Origin of the sequence: Oceanobacillus caeni (genome assembly GCF_019037185.1) — a bacterium.
Lineage (GTDB): Bacteria > Bacillota > Bacilli > Bacillales > Amphibacillaceae > Oceanobacillus > Oceanobacillus caeni.
In genome coordinates this window covers 83,188-103,042 of the sequence record NZ_JAHHXM010000004.1, presented here as the reverse complement: position 1 = coordinate 103,042, position 19,855 = coordinate 83,188, and the positions used below count along the sequence as shown (strand labels likewise).

At 37.8% G+C, this 19,855-nt stretch carries 19 protein-coding genes; 7 read left to right on the top strand and 12 right to left on the bottom strand.

Features of this window, described 5'->3' with window-relative positions; genetic code table 11:
• Positions 1-637: 637 nt before the first annotated feature.
• Positions 638-1,678 (bottom strand): glycosyltransferase family 4 protein, encoded by a 1,041-nt coding sequence (locus KM885_RS04055; protein WP_047183963.1) that lies wholly within the window; start codon positions 1,676-1,678, stop codon positions 638-640.
• A gap of 59 nt (positions 1,679-1,737) precedes the next feature.
• On the bottom strand, positions 1,738-2,454 hold the full coding sequence (locus KM885_RS04050; protein WP_216883555.1) for a glycerophosphodiester phosphodiesterase: 717 nt from the start codon (positions 2,452-2,454) through the stop codon (positions 1,738-1,740).
• A 163-nt stretch (positions 2,455-2,617) separates the two neighbouring features.
• Here KM885_RS04050 and tagD point away from each other — a divergent pair, with 163 nt between their 5' ends.
• The 3 genes from tagD to KM885_RS04035 all read left to right on the top strand — a co-directional run bounded on the left by tagD (position 2,618) and on the right by KM885_RS04035 (position 6,248).
• Positions 2,618-3,013, top strand: coding sequence for a glycerol-3-phosphate cytidylyltransferase (gene tagD / locus KM885_RS04045; protein ID WP_145523375.1), 396 nt, complete (start codon positions 2,618-2,620; stop codon positions 3,011-3,013).
• A 71-nt stretch (positions 3,014-3,084) separates the two neighbouring features.
• Positions 3,085-4,173: a CDP-glycerol glycerophosphotransferase family protein gene (locus tag KM885_RS04040; protein WP_244986899.1), complete on the top strand. Its 1,089-nt coding sequence runs from the start codon at positions 3,085-3,087 to the stop codon at positions 4,171-4,173.
• Between the two features lie 1,115 nt (positions 4,174-5,288).
• Positions 5,289-6,248 carry a nuclease-related domain-containing protein gene (locus KM885_RS04035; protein ID WP_216883554.1) on the top strand — a complete coding sequence of 320 codons (960 nt, stop codon included), beginning with the start codon at positions 5,289-5,291 and terminating at the stop codon, positions 6,246-6,248.
• A 128-nt stretch (positions 6,249-6,376) separates the two neighbouring features.
• On the opposite strand, the gene KM885_RS04030 is transcribed toward KM885_RS04035, so the two are convergent.
• Both KM885_RS04030 and KM885_RS04025 read right to left on the bottom strand, forming a co-directional pair.
• Positions 6,377-6,532, bottom strand: a complete 156-nt coding sequence (locus KM885_RS04030) for a hypothetical protein (protein WP_216883553.1) — start codon at positions 6,530-6,532, stop codon at positions 6,377-6,379.
• A gap of 429 nt (positions 6,533-6,961) precedes the next feature.
• The gene (locus KM885_RS04025) at positions 6,962-8,056 is read right to left on the bottom strand and encodes a glycosyltransferase family 4 protein (protein ID WP_060668817.1); all 1,095 of its coding nucleotides are present in this window, start codon (positions 8,054-8,056) and stop codon (positions 6,962-6,964) included.
• 142 nt (positions 8,057-8,198) lie between these two features.
• Between KM885_RS04025 and KM885_RS04020 the strand changes: the two genes are divergently transcribed.
• From KM885_RS04020 to zwf, 4 genes are all read left to right on the top strand, one after another.
• A complete protein-coding gene (locus KM885_RS04020) occupies positions 8,199-8,600 on the top strand; it encodes a hypothetical protein (protein ID WP_052771617.1) in 402 nt (133 codons plus the stop codon).
• Between the two features lie 217 nt (positions 8,601-8,817).
• Positions 8,818-9,558 carry a threonine/serine exporter family protein gene (locus KM885_RS04015; protein WP_060668816.1) on the top strand — a complete coding sequence of 247 codons (741 nt, stop codon included), beginning with the start codon at positions 8,818-8,820 and terminating at the stop codon, positions 9,556-9,558.
• Positions 9,559-9,583: 25 nt separating this feature from the next.
• On the top strand, positions 9,584-10,021 hold the full coding sequence (locus KM885_RS04010; RefSeq protein WP_083452595.1) for a threonine/serine exporter family protein: 438 nt from the start codon (positions 9,584-9,586) through the stop codon (positions 10,019-10,021).
• A 120-nt stretch (positions 10,022-10,141) separates the two neighbouring features.
• A complete protein-coding gene (zwf, locus tag KM885_RS04005; protein ID WP_047183954.1) occupies positions 10,142-11,620 on the top strand; it encodes a glucose-6-phosphate dehydrogenase in 1,479 nt (492 codons plus the stop codon).
• Positions 11,621-11,871: 251 nt separating this feature from the next.
• Here the strand turns inward: zwf and KM885_RS04000 are convergent, their stop codons facing one another.
• The 8 genes from KM885_RS04000 to KM885_RS03965 all read right to left on the bottom strand — a co-directional run bounded on the left by KM885_RS04000 (position 11,872) and on the right by KM885_RS03965 (position 19,784).
• Positions 11,872-12,339, bottom strand: coding sequence for a hypothetical protein (locus KM885_RS04000; RefSeq protein WP_216883552.1), 468 nt, complete (start codon positions 12,337-12,339; stop codon positions 11,872-11,874).
• A gap of 38 nt (positions 12,340-12,377) precedes the next feature.
• Positions 12,378-15,461 carry an efflux RND transporter permease subunit gene (locus KM885_RS03995; protein WP_216883551.1) on the bottom strand — a complete coding sequence of 1,028 codons (3,084 nt, stop codon included), beginning with the start codon at positions 15,459-15,461 and terminating at the stop codon, positions 12,378-12,380.
• A gap of 3 nt (positions 15,462-15,464) precedes the next feature.
• Positions 15,465-16,325 (bottom strand): efflux RND transporter periplasmic adaptor subunit, encoded by an 861-nt coding sequence (locus KM885_RS03990; RefSeq protein ID WP_216883550.1) that lies wholly within the window; start codon positions 16,323-16,325, stop codon positions 15,465-15,467.
• Between the two features lie 470 nt (positions 16,326-16,795).
• Positions 16,796-17,293, bottom strand: a complete 498-nt coding sequence (locus tag KM885_RS03985; RefSeq protein ID WP_168380737.1) for a competence protein ComK — start codon at positions 17,291-17,293, stop codon at positions 16,796-16,798.
• Positions 17,294-17,423: 130 nt separating this feature from the next.
• On the bottom strand, positions 17,424-17,837 hold the full coding sequence (locus KM885_RS03980) for a hypothetical protein (protein ID WP_216883549.1): 414 nt from the start codon (positions 17,835-17,837) through the stop codon (positions 17,424-17,426).
• Between the two features lie 22 nt (positions 17,838-17,859).
• Positions 17,860-18,282 (bottom strand): 3-hydroxyacyl-ACP dehydratase FabZ, encoded by a 423-nt coding sequence (gene fabZ / locus KM885_RS03975; RefSeq protein WP_145523388.1) that lies wholly within the window; start codon positions 18,280-18,282, stop codon positions 17,860-17,862.
• Between the two features lie 116 nt (positions 18,283-18,398).
• Entirely contained in the window at positions 18,399-18,788 is a 390-nt protein-coding gene (locus tag KM885_RS03970) for a DNA-directed RNA polymerase subunit beta (RefSeq protein WP_047183950.1), read from the bottom strand.
• Between the two features lie 162 nt (positions 18,789-18,950).
• Entirely contained in the window at positions 18,951-19,784 is an 834-nt protein-coding gene (locus tag KM885_RS03965) for a flagellar hook-basal body protein (RefSeq protein ID WP_145523389.1), read from the bottom strand.
• Between the last annotated feature and the right edge of the window lie 71 nt (positions 19,785-19,855).

The following is a 19,855-nucleotide window of genomic DNA, read 5'->3' as shown; positions in this document are numbered from 1 at the left end:
TAACTTCCCCCCTTTTTATTCAAAAGCACAGATAAGCGCCTTTTTTGTTTGGAAAAAGCGCCGATAAGTGACAGTCATTACCATTTATCTTACAGCAATGTATATTTCGATGGTTCCATTCGGATGATACTTTTCGAAATCAATGGTATATTCAGAATCACCAACTCCATCAGGTCTCACTCCTCCAATTGTTTGTTTATAAAGTAATTCGACAAATCTTTAGCATAACCTTCCTTGATTCGTTATCCCAAAATTAACTTGCTTGGTTGTGAAAAAAATTAACAGTCATGTGTAAAAAGCATTCCATATCATTATTCAGCACGCGGGGCAGATATCAGCAGTTGTTTACTCTTTATCAGTAGTCGAGGACGGGATTTTAGCAATCATTGACTTTTTATCAGCAATCAATACGCGATTTCAGCAAATACAAGATATCGGCACTCAATCACTTTTTATCAGCAATCTTGTTACCGATATCAGTATCCTTCTTACTTTATCAGCTTAGGCACAATATTTCAGCATTCCCTCATGCTATTTCAGCATTCACGCACGACATATCAGCGATCCTCCACACTTTATCAGCACTCACCTTCCCCTACAAAACAAAAAACAAGCTGCCTCCCCCAAGACAACTTGTCTACTTCTTCCATCCTATTAAATTTAAAATCGGTCTATATTGATCACTAATGACCCCAGTGATTTCCACAATCAATTCCACCAAAATTAATAATGAAACTAATATAGAAATGGATCCCCATAATGTGGACCTCGTTAGGACAATTGCGATGACACTAAATAGAATACTTAGTGCATAAATCATAATAACCGTTTGTCTGTGGGTGAATCCTAGGCGAATGATACAATGGTGTAAATGAAATTTATCTGGTGATGATAATGGTCTTCCTTGTACGATACGGCGAATGATGGCAAACGTTGTATCCATAATTGGAATTCCCAAGATAATAATTGGAATGATTAAGGATACGATGGTAACCTCTTTGTAAAGACCCAATACCGAAACGACGCTGATCATATATCCTAAAAATAATGATCCAGTATCACCCATAAATATTTTCGCTGGGTAGAAATTATATACCAAAAATCCGACTGTACTACCGAGCATGACGAGTCCGAGAAATGCGATGAGGATATCTCCTCTTGTAATCGCTATGACTGAAATCGTAAATAATGCAATCGATGATACACCAGCCGCCAAGCCATCTAAGCCATCAATTAGATTAATCGCGTTTGTTATTGCGACAATCCAAATAATGGTGATTGGGATTGCAAAGAATTCAAAGTAAATTCGCTCGTCCTGCCAGATGGTAACGAACTCGATTTGAATTCCACCTAATACGGTTACTAGTGCCGCGATGATTTGCCCGAGCAACTTATATTTTGCCGAAATGGTAAAAATATCATCCAAGATTCCAGTAAGAATAATGATCGTTCCACCAACTAAGATGGGCCAATAGTCTCCAGGATTAGGATAAAAGAGAATAATTCCAATTATAAAACTTAAAAATATCGCCAAACCACCTAATCGTGGCATAACGGAAGTATGAACTTTTCTTTCATTTGGTTGATCCGTAGCTCCAATTTTCAATGCGAACCGTTTTACGATTGGTGTAATAATAATGGAACTAAAGAAACTAACAATTAACGCAATATATAACATTTTTAAATCCTCCTGAACAGATAGGAAGTTTTCTTTTATTTTGTGTTACGAGTAAGTTTTTAATTCATGGATAAGGTAGGATAAAAATGCTCCTTATATCTTTGCAATTCATCTGTCGTCGTTAAAATGGAAGGATATTTCTCTATTTGAATCATTTGTTCTTTCGTATTCACTGTCCAAACCACAAGCTGAATTCCAAGTTCTTCACATTTATTAACATATTTTTCCTTTAATCCATCATACCTCACCGCTAGATATTTCGCATCTATTTTTTCCATTAATTTAAAATGTGAACGTTTCACCCGATTTACTAAGGGGCCGACCTGTGCTTCTGGAGATAGGCTGCGAAGCTTTTTCAAGGAATGATGGTTAAACGAAATAAAGTAAACTTGGTCCATCATTTCCAACTGATTGACCACTTCCACCACTCTTTCCTCAATCCTTCTATATAGCCTCGTATCCTTTAATTCAATGGAAACAATAATTTTCCCTTTCGCAAGCTGTAAAACTTGAGCCAAAGATGGGATTTTCTCCTCTGTTTCATTGATGCAAAACGCTTGTAATTCTTGGAATGTATATTGACGTATTTCCCCATGCCCATCTGTCATACGATCAATCGTCGCGTCGTGCATGACAACTGGAACCCCGTCTTTTGTCAGATGCACGTCTAACTCCATATGGGTGAATCCCATTTCAATCGCTGCACGAAATGATGAAATCGTGTTTTCCGGATACTCCACTGGATAACCTCTATGAGCAATACCTCGAATATTCATTTCCCAAACCCCTCCATTATTTAGGTGATACCTACATTATATCGGATGAATGTTAAGCAACCGTTAATGAACGATTAACTTCGTATGAATTTTATGTTAATTCAGTCACAAAATAATTTTATCATATTGTTAAATAATACTTAAAAGGAATGGAGGATTTTTTATGAAAAGAGTAATCACCTATGGTACGTTTGATTTTCTTCATAATGGCCATATCAACTTATTAAAACGTGCCAAAGAATATGGAGACTACTTAATTGTTGGAATCTCCACTGATGAATTTAATTTGATAAAGGACAAAAAAGCCTACTATAGTTTCGAGCAACGAAAAATGATACTGGAAGCTGTTCGCTATGTCGATCTTGTCATCCCCGAGGAATCATGGGATCAGAAAATAGACGATGTGAAAAAATACAATGTGGATGTTTTTGTCATTGGCGATGATTGGGAAGGTAAATTTGATTTTTTAAAAGAATATTGTGAAGTGGTGTATTTACCTCGAACTGTTGGGATTTCCACCACAAAAATTAAAACAGACTTGAATCACCACGCGAAATAATGAGAGAAATTGCAGTAGCCATTTACCTTTTTACCTTCCGCCTTTTTTTCAACCTTTTTAAACGATTCCCCTTGCAGCAAAAGACCACCTTTGTTGCTTCTTTTGGCCGAAATATTTTATATACGATGCGTGAAGTGGAAAAAACAACCGACCATCGTATCGTCATTTTAAAAGTACACCCTTGTAATATTACTTTTAAAAAACGTCCACGTAGACGGATTATTTCTTTTAAAGTTGGAAATTTTATCGACTGGATGGAGTCTATCTATCATTTAGCAACTTCTGAAAAAGTAATTGTTGATAATTATTTTGGATTTTTAGCTGTTACGGATTTTAAAGAAAATGTAACATGTGTCCAGCTTTGGCATGCAGCCGGTGCGATTAAACAATTCGGACTACGTGACTTATCGATTGAAAACCGCCCACCTAGTGCTTTTAGAAGATTTAAAGCCGTTTATTCCCGCTTCGATTATGTTGTCATTGGGTCAGATAAAATGGCCGCTATTTTTAAAGAAGGATTTGGAATAAAGGAGAAGCAACTATTGCGAACTGGCATACCACGGACGGATTTCTTTTTTGATCACGAGAATTTAGAAAAAGCCGCACAGTCATTACGAAGGTATTTTCCGATAATAGATGAGAAAAAGGTCATTCTCTACGCCCCTACCTATCGTGATCAGGAGTTACACGTTCAAGAATTGAAGATGGACATCGAAAAAATGTACAAGTACTTTCATGACGACTATGTGTTGTTTTTGAGTTTGCACCCAGCTGTTAAGGTCGATATTGAAAACAACCATCCCGACTTCGCCATTGACGTCACAACCTATAACATCAACCATTTGCTTGTCATAGCAGACGTACTCATTTCCGATTATTCCTCCATCATTTTTGAGTATTCTTTATTTAACAAGCCAATGGTTTTCTTCGCTTATGATATCGATGAGTATGCCGAGGAGCGTGGATTCTGGGAAGTTTACGAAGAACTCGTCCCCGGGCCCGTTGTCTGTAACATGGACGATTTAGTGGAAGTGATTAAGAATGAGGCCTATGACATGAGCGGTGTTCGGGAATTTTCGGAGGAATGGAATCGGTATTCGAAGGGAAGATCGAGTGAGCAGTTGGTGCGGGTGGTTTATGGGGGGGATGAGCCTGGGTAACTTTCTGCCTGATATCCTGCCGGTGGATGCTGATATATGTACACGAGTACTGATATCTTGTCAGCGGATGCTGATATATAGTGATGAGTACTGATATCCTGCCAGACATGCTGATATATAGTGATAAGTACTGATATCCTGCCAGACATGCTGATATATAGTGATAAGTACTGATATCATGCCAGCGTTTGCTGATATATGGTGCACCAGTACTGATATACTGCCAGATATGCTGATATATAGTGATAAGTACTGATATCATGCCAGCGTTTGCTGATATATGGTGCACCAGTACTGATATCTTGCCAGCGGATGCTGATATATGTACACGAGTACTGATATCTTGCCAGACGATGCTGATATATAGTGATGAGTACTGATATCCTGCCAGACATGCTGATATATAGTGATAAGTACTGATATCATGCCAGACATGCTGATATATAGTGATAAGTACTGATATCATGCCAGACATGCTGATATATAGTGATAAGTACTGATATCATGCCAGACATGCTGATATATAGTGATAAGTACTGATATCATGCCAGACATGCTGATATATAGTGATAAGTACTGATATCATGCCAGCGTTTGCTGATATATGGTGCACCAGTACTGATATCTAGCCGGCGGATGCCGATATATAGTGCATGAGTACTGATATCACGCCAGCGATTACTGATATATGGTGCACAGATACTGATATCATGCCAGCGTTTGCTGATATATGGTACATGAACTGAATACTGATATCCTGCGGGCGTTCTTTTGCTGATATATGATGTACGAACTTACTGATATCTTGCCAGACGATGCTGATATATGTGACGAGTACTGATATCATGCCAGCGGATACTGATATACAGTGCACCAGTACTGATATCCAACAGGCGTTTGCTGATATATCACGAATACTGATATCCTGCCAGACGATGCTGATATATGGTGCGAATACTGATATCCAACGGGGAGAGTATTGATATCCCACCCATAACCCTCACTTCCAATAAAAAATTACATATTACCTAGAATATCTAAAAATAAAAAGGATTTTTGCTACTTCGTGTCGTATTTTATTCTTAAACCCATTTTATGAAAGGAATGAATTTAATTTGTATGATCCACGAAATAAAAAACTTGAGCTTTTAACATTGCAGGCGTTCGAGCGTCGGCTTTCAGCAAATCATCCTATGAAGCAAGCTGTATTGAAGGATTTAAAAATTAAATACGCTGAGGTTAATGGCGAAAATGAAATTAAATATAGGCTACGATTAATTGATAAGCAAAAATTTATAGTACTACACAACCTAAGATTGCAAGATGAAGTTGGATATTTTCAAATGGATACTTTAACATTATCCAATTATTTTAATACTGTTGTAGAAACAAAAAATTGGGAGGGGACGGTAAGATTTGGTGCAAATGGGCAAGTTACGCGCATAGATAATAACGGAATGAAAGAAGGATTCCAGAACCCTATTGACCAGGTGAAAATACAAGCGCTCCGCCTAAAACGATGGTTGAAAAATCATGATTTCCCCGATATACCTATCGAATATCTAGCTGTTATAAGTTTCCCCAAAACAATCATTGAAAGAGAAACCCCTCAAGATATCATTCCACATGAATTGATCCACAGTAGCGATTTAGTTTTTCGGATTCAAGAAATAGAAAAGAATTATACCTCACCTATTTTATCCAGAAACCAGCTTCATCATCTAGCTAGACTTCTTGAACGTTCCCATTGCCCAGTAGATGTGAATTTGTTTGAAGAATACGGAGTACGGTCAATTGATATGGTAAAGGGTGTGTTCTGCACAAAATGTGGTGCCTTACCAATGAATAGATTTAACGGAAAGTGGTATTGTCAAAGTTGCAAAAATGTATCAATTGATGCACATAAACATGCATTGAGGGATTATCGATTAATGTTTGGTGAATGGATTACAAATAAACAAGCCCGATATTTCCTTGGGCTATCATCCCCTGATATGACTAAACACATTCTTAGAAAAGAATGCACGGAAATGGTTGGGATGAATAAAGGTAAAAAGTATAGATTGGGACTATAAGTTAGATATGTTGTGAATAATGATTTTGAATTTGGTTTTTTAGTAGCTCCAATAAGGAAAGGGAATGAATCTCTCTTTCCTTTAAATTATTATGAGTTATTTTATTAGCGAACTCGTGTATTTCCGCCCTATTTATCATTTTCCTCATAAAATTCTTGATCTCGATTTGTTGCGGTTCTTCTTCCACCTTTTTCTCCTAATTGTTGACAGAGACATCTTACCATTATTGCTCTCAGCCTTTGGTTAATAACTCCTCTCAGTAGTTGATATTCTTTCTCGTACATTAGTTATATTCCTCGTTTTCGATTCCTGATGTCCCGAGCTCATTTATAAACATGGTGGTTTAGTTTTATGAAATCCGTTTTCACATGGGATCATTCTATAGAAACTTCTCGGTACAAAAATGTGATGCCGAGAAAATAGATGTGTCGAATTAAGCAGGATAACTGGATATATAGAAAATTATCGAATTTTTGAAGGAATTAACGAATGGTGATCGGGAAAGGAATGTTAGATTATGGGTGGCGATTAACGGATTGTGGGATGCAAGTATCAGATTATGGGTGCTGATTAACGGATTAGCACATGCTAGTATCGGATTATGAACGACGATTAACGGATTAATTATTTCACCAAAAATCCGTCCACCTCTAAACTAACCATGTCGTATCACTAACAAAAAAGGCGAGAAACTACAAATTGTAGTTCTCACCTTAACCACTTTCTTCACTTTCATTACATCGTTTTTTTCTTCGTATAAATTTTAAAAAACCGTCGATGATTGGACGTTTTCCGCCTAGAACAATTCCAGCTAATTCGGCAAATATATGTAGGACTAAATAAACGAGGATTACCACTACGATTAATGTCGTTTCTTGTACGTAATTAAATAAAATGGCAAGTCCTCCGAATAAGACACTAAAAGCATAAATAATTAGTACAGTTTGACGATGGGAGAAACCTGCTTCAATTAATCGATAATGAATGTGCTTATTATCCGGTTGCATTATTTTTTCCTTATTCTTGGCACGACGATAAATCGCAAATAACGTATCGAAAATTGGAACAGCTAGTACAATAACAGGAATGATGAAGCTGAAAAATGCTATTTCTTTAAACAATCCTAATATCGATACAACAGATATCATGTAGCCGAGGAAGTTCGATCCGCTGTCACCCATATATATTTTTGCCGGATAAAAGTTATGAAATAGAAATCCAATATTCGCTCCAATTAAAGCAATGGAAAGATAAGCCACAAGCACTTGTCCGTCCATAAGTGACATAATAAAAATACTAATAAGTGCAATACTCGATACTCCGGTAGCTAGTCCATCAAGGCCGTCAATTAAATTAATGGCATTCGTAATTCCGACAACCCATAATACAGTAATTAACACACTAAAAAATCCAAGTTCAATGGTACCGATAAATGGTACCGTTAATCGTTCAATAATTAAACCAGCATTTACGAGAAAGGATGCTGCAATCAATTGCCCAGTTAATTTTGCAATTGGAGTAATCGTATACTTATCATCGATTGCCCCGGTTATCAAGATGATAATTCCACCAAGTAATATCGCAGGCAGATACTCATGCCTTGGATGAATATAAATAAGTGCCAAGACAAATCCAGCGAATATTGCTAATCCACCCAATCTGGGTGTTACAACTTTATGTATCTTTCGTTTATGCGGAAAATCAACTGCTCCTATTTTCACTGCTAATTTTTTTACTGGAATTGTTAACAATAATGATGCAACGAGTGCGATAAAAAATGCGATCGACAAATCGACATAATTAAACATATTATTCTCCTATTGTTGCAATATCTTCTACTTATCTTTACCTTTTCCTACTAAATTATAGCTAATTTTAACTAATATTAAAAATTTAAATTACTTATTTCACTCCCATGCTGGTATATTTATTCTTGGGAGGTGACAAATTTTGACATACATACCTGTACTTGCTTCAGTAATTGCTGTAATTGGAATCTTAGCTTTTTTCAAGAGAAACTTAGAAAAAATTAAAGACAACCCAGAAATGATAGAGAAGTATCAAACGAATTTATTTATAGGTTCTGCCATTAGTGAGGCTATTCCAATTGTTTTAATCATCATAGGATTCGTAAACATGGAGCCAGTTAGGTCGGTCGATGAACTAGTTGTACCGTTCACTATCATTGTCGGGCTTATTGTATTTTCTATTATTTATATTTTCTTACAGTCACGTATTGATGTAGATGAAAACATAATGCCTGTGGTACGAGGTTTTGGATTAATATCTGCCAGTCTTGTAATGGCGATTCCGATTATTTCAATAGTGATGTTACTAATGATAGTACCATGAGACGGGGGTACCCTCCCTCATCTCTTTTCCTTATAACCTGACAATATTCCCCAGGAAATATTAATTTCCCCGGAAATTTCCGATTTTCCACTATGAAATTCTCTTATTCCCAGAAACCTACACAAAATTTCACAGGTCATTTCAATTCCCTTTCCTTTCTTTTCTACCTTAACTAGTCTTATAATATACTCAAATCATCTGATTGGCAGGTAATGATATGGAGAAGGCTATGGTTGAAAGGGTATGTATGCTTGCTGGCAAAATAATGCTTGTTAGCGGTGCGGAGACATACCGGGTGGAAGATACGATGAATCGAATTGCCAACTCGTTTGGGGCACCAAATGCACAAAGTTATGCGACCCCAACAGCTATTAATTTTGCTATTGATGCAGATTCTGAGGCGAAAATGTTACGTATTAGAAAAAGATCAACGGCTGATTTAAGTAAAATCGCTGAAGTGAATAGCATTTCGCGAAAAATTGCCGCTGGCGAGATAGACTTGGGACGCGCTTTTCTTCTACTACAAGAGGTGGAAAAGGGAAAGCTATATCCAGCTTGGTTGCAGATACTTGCTTCCGCTATAGTTAGCGGTTGTTTCGCCATTATGTTTGGCGGGAGGTGGGAAGATTTTCTACCAGCAGTAATTGCTGGGGGAATCGGTTTTGCTGGCATGATAAGTTTTGAGAGATTTGTCGATATTCGCTTTCTTGCGGAATTTCTCGGTGCCTTTTTAATCGGGATCTCTTCGCTTCTCTTTATCCACTATGGATTTGGTACTTCCCTTGATCTGGTAATAATTGGTGCAGTTATGCCACTCGTTCCTGGTTTACTAATTACGAACGCAATACGTGATTTAATGGCCGGTCATTTGGTAGCAGGGGTTTCTAAAGGTGTGGAAGCATCGTTAACTGCAGTTGCCATTGGTGCAGGTATTGCAGCTATTTTTACTTTTATGTAAATGAAGGAGGGCTTAACCCATGCTCATGATCTCGGCACAATTAGTCACAAGTTTTATTGCCTCGGCAGGATTTGGTATAATATTTAATGTACCAAAACGATCAATCATTCAAAGTGGTCTTGTCGGCATGCTTGGTTGGATCTGTTATTATTCCCTTACAACTTACGGATTGGATGTTGTTCCAGCTACAATATTTGGTGCAGTTCTAGTTTCTATACTAAGCTATACATGCGCTAAAATTTACAAAACACCCATCATTATCTTTACAGTTTCTGGAATTATTCCATTAGTGCCTGGTGGAGTTGCCTACCGTGCGATGCGACAATTCGTGGAAAACAATTATGATTTAGCGATACAGTTATCCGCACAAGTTATGCTTTTAGCCGGTGGAATTGCAATTGGACTCATGTTTTCAGAAGTAGTCAATCAGATTGTCAAAAAGGTTTTTATTAGGAAAGATTAATACATTCGTTATACTATTCTAAATAAACTTTTATATTAAAAGTCCTATCAATCATTTGCTATAATTTTCTGTTTTCTCTATTATAGTTAATATATATTTTTTTAAGCGGAGGAATTCAAAATGAATGAAAATACACAACAACCAAAAGTTGTTTTTGTCATATTCGGTGCAACCGGAGACTTAGCAAAGCGTAAACTATTCCCTTCCATTTATAACCTTTATAAAAAAGGCAATTTAAGTGAAAATTTCGCGGTTGTGGGATTAGCACGTAGACCTTGGACAGATGAAACTTTACGTGAGAATGTTGAAACCTCTATCCGCAAAGCTACTGCTACTGAAGAAGAGCTAAGTGATTTCACATCTCATTTCTATTATCAATCATTTGATGTTACGGACGATGCTACATACGATGGTCTAAATAAATTGATCATCGATTTGGAAGGTAAATACGAAACGGACGGCAACCGCCTATTTTACCTAGCAATGGCACCTAACTTCTTTGGCTTAATCGCGAAAAAATTAAAAGAATATGGTTTGAAAGAATCCGCTGGCTGGACTCGTCTTATTATCGAAAAACCATTTGGAACAAATTTAGCTACAGCGAAAGAATTGAACAATGAAATCCGTGAAGCATTTGATGAAGATCAAATCTATCGTATCGACCATTATTTAGGAAAAGAAATGGTCCAAAATATTGAGGTCATTCGTTTTGCCAATGGAATATTCGAACATTTATGGAATAACCAATTTATCTCGAATATCCAAATTACTGCAAGTGAAGTACTTGGAGTAGAGGATCGAGCTCGTTACTACGATCAATCTGGTGCTGCACGTGACATGTTGCAAAACCATATTTTACAAATGGTTGCCCTTCTTTTAATGGAGCCACCAATTAAGTTAACAACAAAAGAAATTCGCTCAGAAAAAATTAAAGTCCTTCGTGCACTTCGCAAAATTAATCCAGATGAAGTGTACAAATATTTTGTCCGTGGTCAATACGATGCTGGTGAAATCAATAATCAAGCTGTACCAAGCTATCGTGAAGAGCATGAAGATCTTGCCTTCTCCAATACGGAAACATTTGTAGCAGGTAGACTTCTTGTTGATAACTATCGTTGGGCTGGCGTACCAATCTATGTACGTACTGGAAAACGCATGGCAGAAAAAACGATTAGCATCGTAGTCCAATTTAGAGATCTCCCAATGAACTTGTATTACAAATCTCATAAGCAAAGATATCCAAACTTGCTTAGAATTAATATCCAACCTGATGCTGGCGTTACCCTTTCCATTAATGCGAGTAAAGAAGGAACTGGATCATTAGCAGAACCAATCGAATTAACATACAATCAAAATGATGTTCCTGGAATCAACACTCCAGAAGCATATGAAAAATTATTATATGACTGTACGATTGGTGATGCAACAAACTTTACCCATTGGGATGAAGTTGCATTATCTTGGGAATTCGTTGACCCAATTTTAGAAACATGGGCAGAGAAACAACCAAGCTTCCCTAACTATAAATCCGGATCCATGGGACCACGAGCAGCAGATGAACTGCTTGAAAAAGATGGTTTCCATTGGTGGGATGTTTAATTTGTGGCCCCCCACACGCACTAAGCGTGTGGGGGTTTTGTTTTGGTTGTAGAAGGTTATTGGATGCGATTGATTACTGATATCTCGGAGGTTATGCTGATATATGGTGTTTGAATGCTGATATCCCGAGGGTGTGTGCTGATATTTGATGTTTGAATGCTGATATCTTGAGGGTGTGTGCTGATATATAGAGTTTGATTACTGATATCCAGGGGGCGGGTGCTGATATTTGATGTTTGACTACTGATATCTCAAGGGTGTGTGCTGATATATAGAGTTTGATTACTGATATCCAGGGGGCGGGTGCTGATATTTGATGTTTGAATGCTGATATCTCGAGGGTGTGTGCTGATATATAAAGTTTGATTACTGATATCCCAGACGTGTGCTGATATTTGACGTTTGACTGCTGATATCTCAAGGGTGTGTGCTGATATATAGAGTTTGATTACTGATATCCAGGGGGCGGGTGCTAATATTTGATGTTTGAATGCTGATATCCCAAGGGCGGGTGCTGATATTTGATGTTTGAATGCTGATATCCCGAGGGTGTGTGCTGATATTTGAAGTTCGATCGCTGATATCCAGGAGCCGTTTGCTGATTTTCCAACCATAACCATGAAAAATGAATGATTGCCCATAAATAACAGATTCTCGTCTTTGATTAACGTATAACCGGATTCCCAGACAGGAAAGATTTTTATACCTCCTACCTGCACAAAAACAAACCCACGCTATCACCTAGCGTGGGCCTCCTTTACTCTTCTACCACCTTTTTCTTTTTCCTTCTCGTAAACTTCTCTGTAATATTATCAAAAATAATATATATAACCGGTACGAAGAATAGCGTGAATATAGTTGAAGCACTTAAACCAAAAATAATCGTAATTGCTAGTGGTTGTTGCATTTCCGCTCCTTCACCGAGTGCTAATCCTAATGGAACCATAGCGAGCACGGTGGTGAGAGTGGTCATTAATATTGGTCGTAGCCTACTGCGGCCGGCCTCAACAATTGCTTTACTTCTTGTCATTCCTCGTCTTCTTAATATATTAATATAATCTACCAGAACGATGGAGTTGTTAACTACGATACCGGCGAGCATGATAATACCGATAAACGCAGGTATACTAAATGAAATTCCGGTTATTAAAAATCCTATAATCACCCCGATTATTGTTGTTGGCAATGCGAACATGATGATGAATGGGAATAGGAAGTTTTCAAACTGTACAGCCATTACCGCATATACTAGGAATATGGCAAAAATGAGAGCTAATGCTAGTTGCCCGAACGCTTCTACCATATCCTCCGCTTGACCACCGATGGAATAACTATATCCTTCTGGGAAGTTCATCGCACCTAATTTTGCATCGATATCTTGCATCACACTTGCAAGATCACGGTCTACAAGAGCGCTAGATACATTCATTTGTGGCTGTTGATTTTCCCTTTGTAACGTAGCAGGTCCTTGTGTTTCCTCAAAAGTTGCTACTTCTTCTAAAGGAAGCCTTGCACCGTTAGTTGACTGAATCTTCATATCTCTAATATCATTAATAGTCGAACGTTGATCTTCAGGATAAATTAATGTGACATCAATTTCTTTTCCAGCCTCACGATATTGTGTTGCGATTTGTCCATTAAACTGTAATTGAATTTGTCCAGTCACTTGAGATGGGGTTAATCCATACATAGCCGCTTTTTCCTCATCGACATGGATTTCCATATGTGGTATCCCATCCGATGCGCCTGTTGTTGGGTTAAATACCCCTTCAACCGTAGAAATTTCATCCACTACTTGTTCAGACAGACTACGTAACACATCATGTTCCGGACCGTTTAAAATAATTTGAACTGGGTCCCCCATGCTCATATTTGCTCCGCCATCCATTGCGGTGGCCGTAATTTCAGCACCAGGTATCTGTTGTAATTGTTCATCCATTTCTTGAACGATTTTGGTCGTGGATTTCGTTCGTTCACTTGCTGGTGTAAGCATTAACGTATAGCTCGCACCACCATTGGAACCACCAGCGCCCATCATTCCACCTGATGAACTAACTACTACATAACTTACATCTAAAACTTCATCGTATCCCGCCAAAACTTCATTCACTTGTTCCACAATCTTATACGTGTACTCAAATTTCGTTCCTGGCTCCGTTTCCACGTTAATCATTGCTTGCCCTTGGTCAGATGCTGGAATAAACTCCGCTCCTATCAAAGGAGTAAGTGCTAAACTTCCGACAATCAATAAGATAACAACGAAAACGCTTGTTTTGCAATATTTCAATACTTTCTTAAGAGCGTTACTGTATTTATTACGTAACCAGTCTAAGAATCTATCAAACCAATATCTACGTCCTTTATCTTCCATTGATTTTGCTAAAAGTTTAGAAGATAGCATCGGCACTAATGTGATTGCTACAACTAATGAAGCAATAAGAGAAAAGGCAACCGTTATTCCAAGTGGCATGAATAAGTCTGCCGCAATTCCTTCTACAAAAACCATTGGTAAAAATACCACAATTGTCGTTGTAGTGGAAGCGATAACTGCTGGAGTTAACTCGGAGGCACCTTTAATTGCGGCTTCCTTCAAGCTTTCTCCATTTTTTCGATACGTGTAAATGTTTTCTAAAATAATAATCGAGCTATCCACCATCATTCCAATCCCAAGCGCTAATCCACCTAATGTTAGGACGTTTAGTGTATGTCCTGTAAAATACATAAGCGCAAAGGTAGAAATAAGTGCAATTGGAATCGATAAACCGATAACAAATGTCGCACGAATGCTCTTTAGGAATAGTAATAGGATAAAGAAAGAAATAGCGCCACCTATAATAATATTGGATAAAACACTATCCACTGACATCTGAATGAACTCCGATGTATCGATAATGACATCTAAATTCACTTCATCTCCAAGTTCAGCTTGAATCGTTTCTAAGTTTTTCTGAACGGTGTTTGCTACTGCTACTGTATTGGCATCGGTTTGCTTCATGATGGACAAAACAATGGATTCTTCCCCATTTACTAAGGAAGCTGAACTCGCCTCTTTATATGTATCTTTAACTTCAGCCACATCATCCACATGTAGGATGGCGCCTGATTCGGTTTGAATAACTGTTTCCCGAATATCATCTATCGAGTCAAATTCTCCTGTCACTCGTAACTGCAAGTCTTTATTTCCTTTATCCACGGTTCCAACTGATGCGGATTGATTGCTTTCCCCGAGTGCTTGCTGAATCATTTGCGTAGTGACACCATATTGTTGTAATTTGGCTGGGTCAACCACTAGCTGTATTTCTCGAATCTTTGCTCCTTCTACTGTTACAGAAGCTACTCCCTCTTGTCTTTCAAGGAAAGGGACGATTTGATTATCTGCAAGTTCCGTTAATGTTGCAGCATCTTTCCCTGTTAAACCAATGTACATAACAGGTAATGCCTCGGGACTGAAACGTAGAATACTTGGATCCCCTGCTTGTTCTGGAAGCATCCCCTTAATTTGGTCGATTTTTTCCCGTACATCAAGCATGGCCTGATCAAGATCTGTTCCATTCTTAAACATCATCATCACAAGAGATGCACCTGATTGTGACTGCGATTGGACCGTGTCAATCCCCTGAACAGTACTAACCGCTGATTCTACTGGACGAGAAATTAAATTCTCTACATCCTCTGGTGCTGCATCTTCATAATTAGTTGCTACAACAGCGATCGGAAGTTCAATCTCTGGAAATAGGTCGACCGCCAAGTTACGTACAGAAACAAAACCTAGAGCTATAATGGCGAGTACAATCATAATGACACCGACTGGACGATTCACGGATGCTTTTATTAATTTCACGATTTACTCGCCTCCTGTAACATTCACTTCAGCGCCGTCGGTTAATGTCAACTGTCCCGTCGTAACAACTTGATCTCCAGCGTTTATACCTTCTACAGCAGTAACATCTGACTCTGTTTCTAATACCTTTATTTCTTGTCTTGTTGCTACATTTTCTTTAACCGTAAAAATAAAATCCTTATTCTCTTCATTTACAATGGCTGAAGTTGGAATTAGAATAGCAGTTTCCACTTTTTTCTCAGGTATACGAATATCAGCAACAACGCCGGGTAAAATCTCTCTTTTCTCATTATCTACTGTTGCGATAACGGAATATAATCCTGTTTCGTTAGGAAGTGTACCTACATTCGTAATGGCTGCTTCATATTCTTTATCCTCAATGAATACGTTTACCTTGTCATCTTCAGAAATCAAAGAAAGTAACTGTTTTGTTACGGAAAATTCGATTTTTATTGTGTCAAGATCTGCAACCATGGCAACTGGTTCTTCAGGATCCACCACATCTCCTTTATTCACTAAAAGATTAATGACTTCACCTTCTGTTGTTGAACGAACATTTTGGCTTCCTACAGCTGTGGAGATTTTGAGAATCGTATCATTATCATCTACCTCTTCCTCATTTTCCACCATCACTTCTTTTACCTCACCAGGCGTCTGTACCGCAACCGGTGCAACATGATTAGGTGCCGTACGACCATAGATGGACTTGTCAATGACTAGATCCTTTTCTACGGCTTCTTCCGTTTCTACCGCTACAACCCTTTCTTCCTGTTCCTCGTTTTCTGCAGCGTCATTACTCTCTGTACATGCCGCAAGCAATGAAACAATTAGTACAAAAGAAAATCCTAAAATAATTTTTTTCATTCCCCTAATTTCCCCCTTTACCTTCTTCTTTTTTCTATCATAATTAGGCGAGAGGACTCCCATCCTCAAGGAATATGTAGGGTTTAACCCAATGGGTAGGTGGGAGGTGAATCGCCTTTCGTATAACATCATATGTTTGTGTAGTGTAATTCCTAAAAGACGTTCTTTGAACTGAACATATTGGGTTGTGGCGCGAATATTCATTCTTACATTAAATTCCAACCATCCCCCCTTATTATCTCATTTTCCAATTCAGCATTCCACCGAAATAAGCAAATTTTGCGATAATTTATTTTTAACAAGAGGAATGAATCCTCTTTTTTTGTAGTACGGTTAACACTTCATTATGTTTCACTTTTATAGAAGTTGTTCAAAAAGTCTGGCGAAAAGGACACTTCGACGTTTCTAGTTGGCAATGCCGATCTTGGTCCGTTTCATCCTCCTTTTTGAACACAAATGTATATGACCATTTACCACAGTTTTGGTCCATGTCCGAATAACGTATAACGATTAAAATGAACAATCACTTGGCTTGCACGCTTAAATTGACGGTCGAATACCGATGCCGTTGTAGGAATTAGTTCGCTCGTTCCATCATGAAACAAAACCAATGTTTGTTCATCGCTTTTTCTATAATGTTTAATCTGGTGATACGCAATCCATACGCAGTTTTTGTTTCTTGTGGAAGCTGTTGGTATGAAGTAAATACCTGACTGAGGGTTAATTGGAATAGGGATTTTGCTTGAGGATTTTAAAATCTCTTCTACAACTTCTCTTCTACCATTTAACGTAGAACCATAACGTTTACAATTATAATCAATAATTTGCTCGGGTTTATAAGGGGAATAACTTTTTTCATCCTTCATCGTTTGATTTTCTTCAATAATACTAGAACGATAATACGCTGAATCCTCCTCTACTATCATTTTTGTATCTTTTGTTACCATATAGTACGGTGATTTCACCATAAATATCCTCCTCACTTTATTCTGTTTCTTCATTATTGTACTATAAAATCAGAGAATTTCAACAAAACAAGAGGACTTCAAATAACAAAAACAGAACAACTTTAAAAGCTGCTCTGTTTAAGTAGATGTATTATTGATTGTCTCTATTGTCTTTATCATCTTTTTTGTTAAGGTTTTGATCATCATTTGGATTTTCTACATCATTGTTATCATCTTGATTATCTAAACCATTGTCTTCTGCTGGATTAAGGTTTCCATTATCATCCTCTTGATTTAACGGAGCTTCGTTGTCATCCGTTATTGGATCCTCATTATTATCATTCACTCCGTCATCTGCTGGCGCTTCATTCGTTGGGTTTTGATCTTCTACCGGCGCGTTATCCGGATTATTATCATCATTATCATTATTGTTACCACACGCCGCTACTAAAGATATTGCCAGCAGTGATGCACCTAACTTAATAAGAATTTTCTTCGTCATAAATGTTGCCTCCTTTTTTATAGTCTCGAGATTAGGATTTCCATTTATGACAAAGTCATTCATGTTTTTACCATTTTTTTAAATTTTATTTAATCGCAAAGGTGATTTCTGCTTCACAAGCTAATTCACCATCCACTGTTGCAATTCCCTTTCCTTTTCCAATTGGTCCCTTCATTCTTATAATTTCTACTTCAAGTTTTAACTGATCACCTGGTCGCACCTGGCGTTTAAATCGACACTTGTCCACACCTGCCAAAAAGCCAATTTTCCCCTTATTCGCTTCGATACCAAGTACCGCAATTGCTCCTACTTGTGCTAATGCTTCGATAATAAGAACCCCAGGCATTACCGCATATTTTGGAAAATGCCCTTGGAAAAATGGTTCATTCATGGTTACATTTTTTAGACCAACGACACGTTTACCTTCTTCCATTTCAGTAACTTTATCCACTAACAAAAACGGATAGCGATGTGGAATAATTTCTTTAATTTGTTCGATGTCCATCATGGTATCTACTCCTTTTAATAAAAATAAGTCTTGTCGTTATTATATCAAAGTTCTAGGGTGAAACGAATTGAAAAATAAAAAGCACCCCATCCTATGATGAAATGCTAATTTTTTTGCTATTCTGCTTTTACCACAATATCTATCAGGTGTTGCCAGGTCTCGATTTTTAAGGCATCAATTAGGTTACCATTGCCTAGAACTCCATAACCTACCATTAACCCTACTACTAGAGCAATTGCAGCAAGTGAAAGTACAACAATAATACGTAGCCAAATCGGGAACATTCTTCGTCCTCGACGTTCAAACTTAAGAAAGTGTTTGAGCTTTGGAAGGCGCTCCGTCTTTAGAAGGCGTCCGAGCTTTTGAAATCTATCCTTTTTCTTTTGCTCTTTAAGTTGTTTTCTTGTTTCTGCATGATTCTTTTTAGGTTGCTTCTCAGCTGTTTTCTCTTTCTGCTCTTTACGTGTAGGATTCTCAGCAACTTTTTCTAACTGTTCTGTTGACATATTTGTAACTCCTCAATCCTGACAATCGCGTCCGTTCTATATATTAAATGGTATTCAAACAAGCAAATAAAAATGCCTATTCTTTTTCATTTTATATATAAAATATTATCACATTGCGGTACCGCATATCTAGAACTATTTTAATAACAAGTTAAAGTCCAATTAAGACCGCAATCCATTCACAAGTCCCATCATTTGATCTGACATGGAAATCGTGCGGGAATTATATTGATAGGACCGTTGTGCCAGGATTAAGTCCGACATTTGTTGGGAGATATCTACGTTGGATTGCTCTAAAGCATTACTTTGAATTAGCTTCGTCTGTGCTGGAACGTCCTGGATAATATCCGCTAGATTATCATTCAGTTCCTCTAGGTTTGGCAAACGGAACAAATTTTGTCCTACCGCTTCCAAAACATTTGGACGGGTTGCTTCCACTATATCAATTGTTCCTACTTCTTCTACAATACCTCCACGTTCCACGACAACTTGTCCATTATCACGAATGGAAATAGAATCAAAACCACTATTAAATGTGATTGGACCGTTTTCACCAAGAACTGGATTTCCATCTTTCGTCGTCAATGTTACCGACCTGCCATCCGTGCTTGGACTTAAATAAAAGGCCCCGTCACGAGTGTACATCGTTTCCGTTACCCCATTGTCTGTAACTTGGATTTGAAAAAGCGTATTTTCGTTTAACAAAGCAGTATCTAACGCTCTGTCCGACGTAACAATCGACCCCTGATCCAGATTTAAAGTGGTTGCACCTAAGCTAGCACCTGAACCAATTCGGATACCATCAGGTGTTAGACGTTGTTCTCCATTCCCTGGGTTTTCCAAATTATCGATTTGTTGATAAAGCAAGGAGGAAAATTCAGCTCCACGAGATTTATATCCTGTTGTTTGGCTATTTGCGATATTGTTCCCAACAATGTCCAACTTTTTTTGTAATTGGTTCATTGTTACAGCTGCTTGTATCATCATACGAGACATTACATTTCCTCCTAAAGGTCGTTCAAAAAGTCCGGTGAAAAAGACACTTCGACGTTTCTAGTTGGCTCGCT

Excerpts from the sequence above, each read along its gene's own strand:
- KM885_RS04055 (WP_047183963.1), bottom strand. The coding sequence starts at position 1,678 with ATGTTATATATTGCGTTAATTGTTAGTTTCTTTAGTTCCATTATTATT.
- tagD (WP_145523375.1), top strand. The coding sequence starts at position 2,618 with ATGAAAAGAGTAATCACCTATGGTACGTTTGATTTTCTTCATAATGGC.
- KM885_RS03980 (WP_216883549.1), bottom strand. The coding sequence starts at position 17,837 with ATGAATGACTTTGTCATAAATGGAAATCCTAATCTCGAGACTATAAAA.
- KM885_RS03990 (WP_216883550.1), bottom strand. The coding sequence starts at position 16,325 with ATGAAAAAAATTATTTTAGGATTTTCTTTTGTACTAATTGTTTCATTG.
- KM885_RS03970 (WP_047183950.1), bottom strand. The coding sequence starts at position 18,788 with ATGTCAACAGAACAGTTAGAAAAAGTTGCTGAGAATCCTACACGTAAA.
- KM885_RS03985 (WP_168380737.1), bottom strand. The coding sequence starts at position 17,293 with ATGGTGAAATCACCGTACTATATGGTAACAAAAGATACAAAAATGATA.
- fabZ (WP_145523388.1), bottom strand. The coding sequence starts at position 18,282 with ATGATGGACATCGAACAAATTAAAGAAATTATTCCACATCGCTATCCG.
- KM885_RS03965 (WP_145523389.1), bottom strand. The coding sequence starts at position 19,784 with ATGTCTCGTATGATGATACAAGCAGCTGTAACAATGAACCAATTACAA.
- KM885_RS04015 (WP_060668816.1), top strand. The coding sequence starts at position 8,818 with ATGGAGAAGGCTATGGTTGAAAGGGTATGTATGCTTGCTGGCAAAATA.
- KM885_RS04030 (WP_216883553.1), bottom strand. The coding sequence starts at position 6,532 with ATGTACGAGAAAGAATATCAACTACTGAGAGGAGTTATTAACCAAAGG.
- KM885_RS04025 (WP_060668817.1), bottom strand. The coding sequence starts at position 8,056 with ATGTTTAATTATGTCGATTTGTCGATCGCATTTTTTATCGCACTCGTT.
- zwf (WP_047183954.1), top strand. The coding sequence starts at position 10,142 with ATGAATGAAAATACACAACAACCAAAAGTTGTTTTTGTCATATTCGGT.
- KM885_RS04010 (WP_083452595.1), top strand. The coding sequence starts at position 9,584 with ATGATCTCGGCACAATTAGTCACAAGTTTTATTGCCTCGGCAGGATTT.
- KM885_RS04050 (WP_216883555.1), bottom strand. The coding sequence starts at position 2,454 with ATGAATATTCGAGGTATTGCTCATAGAGGTTATCCAGTGGAGTATCCG.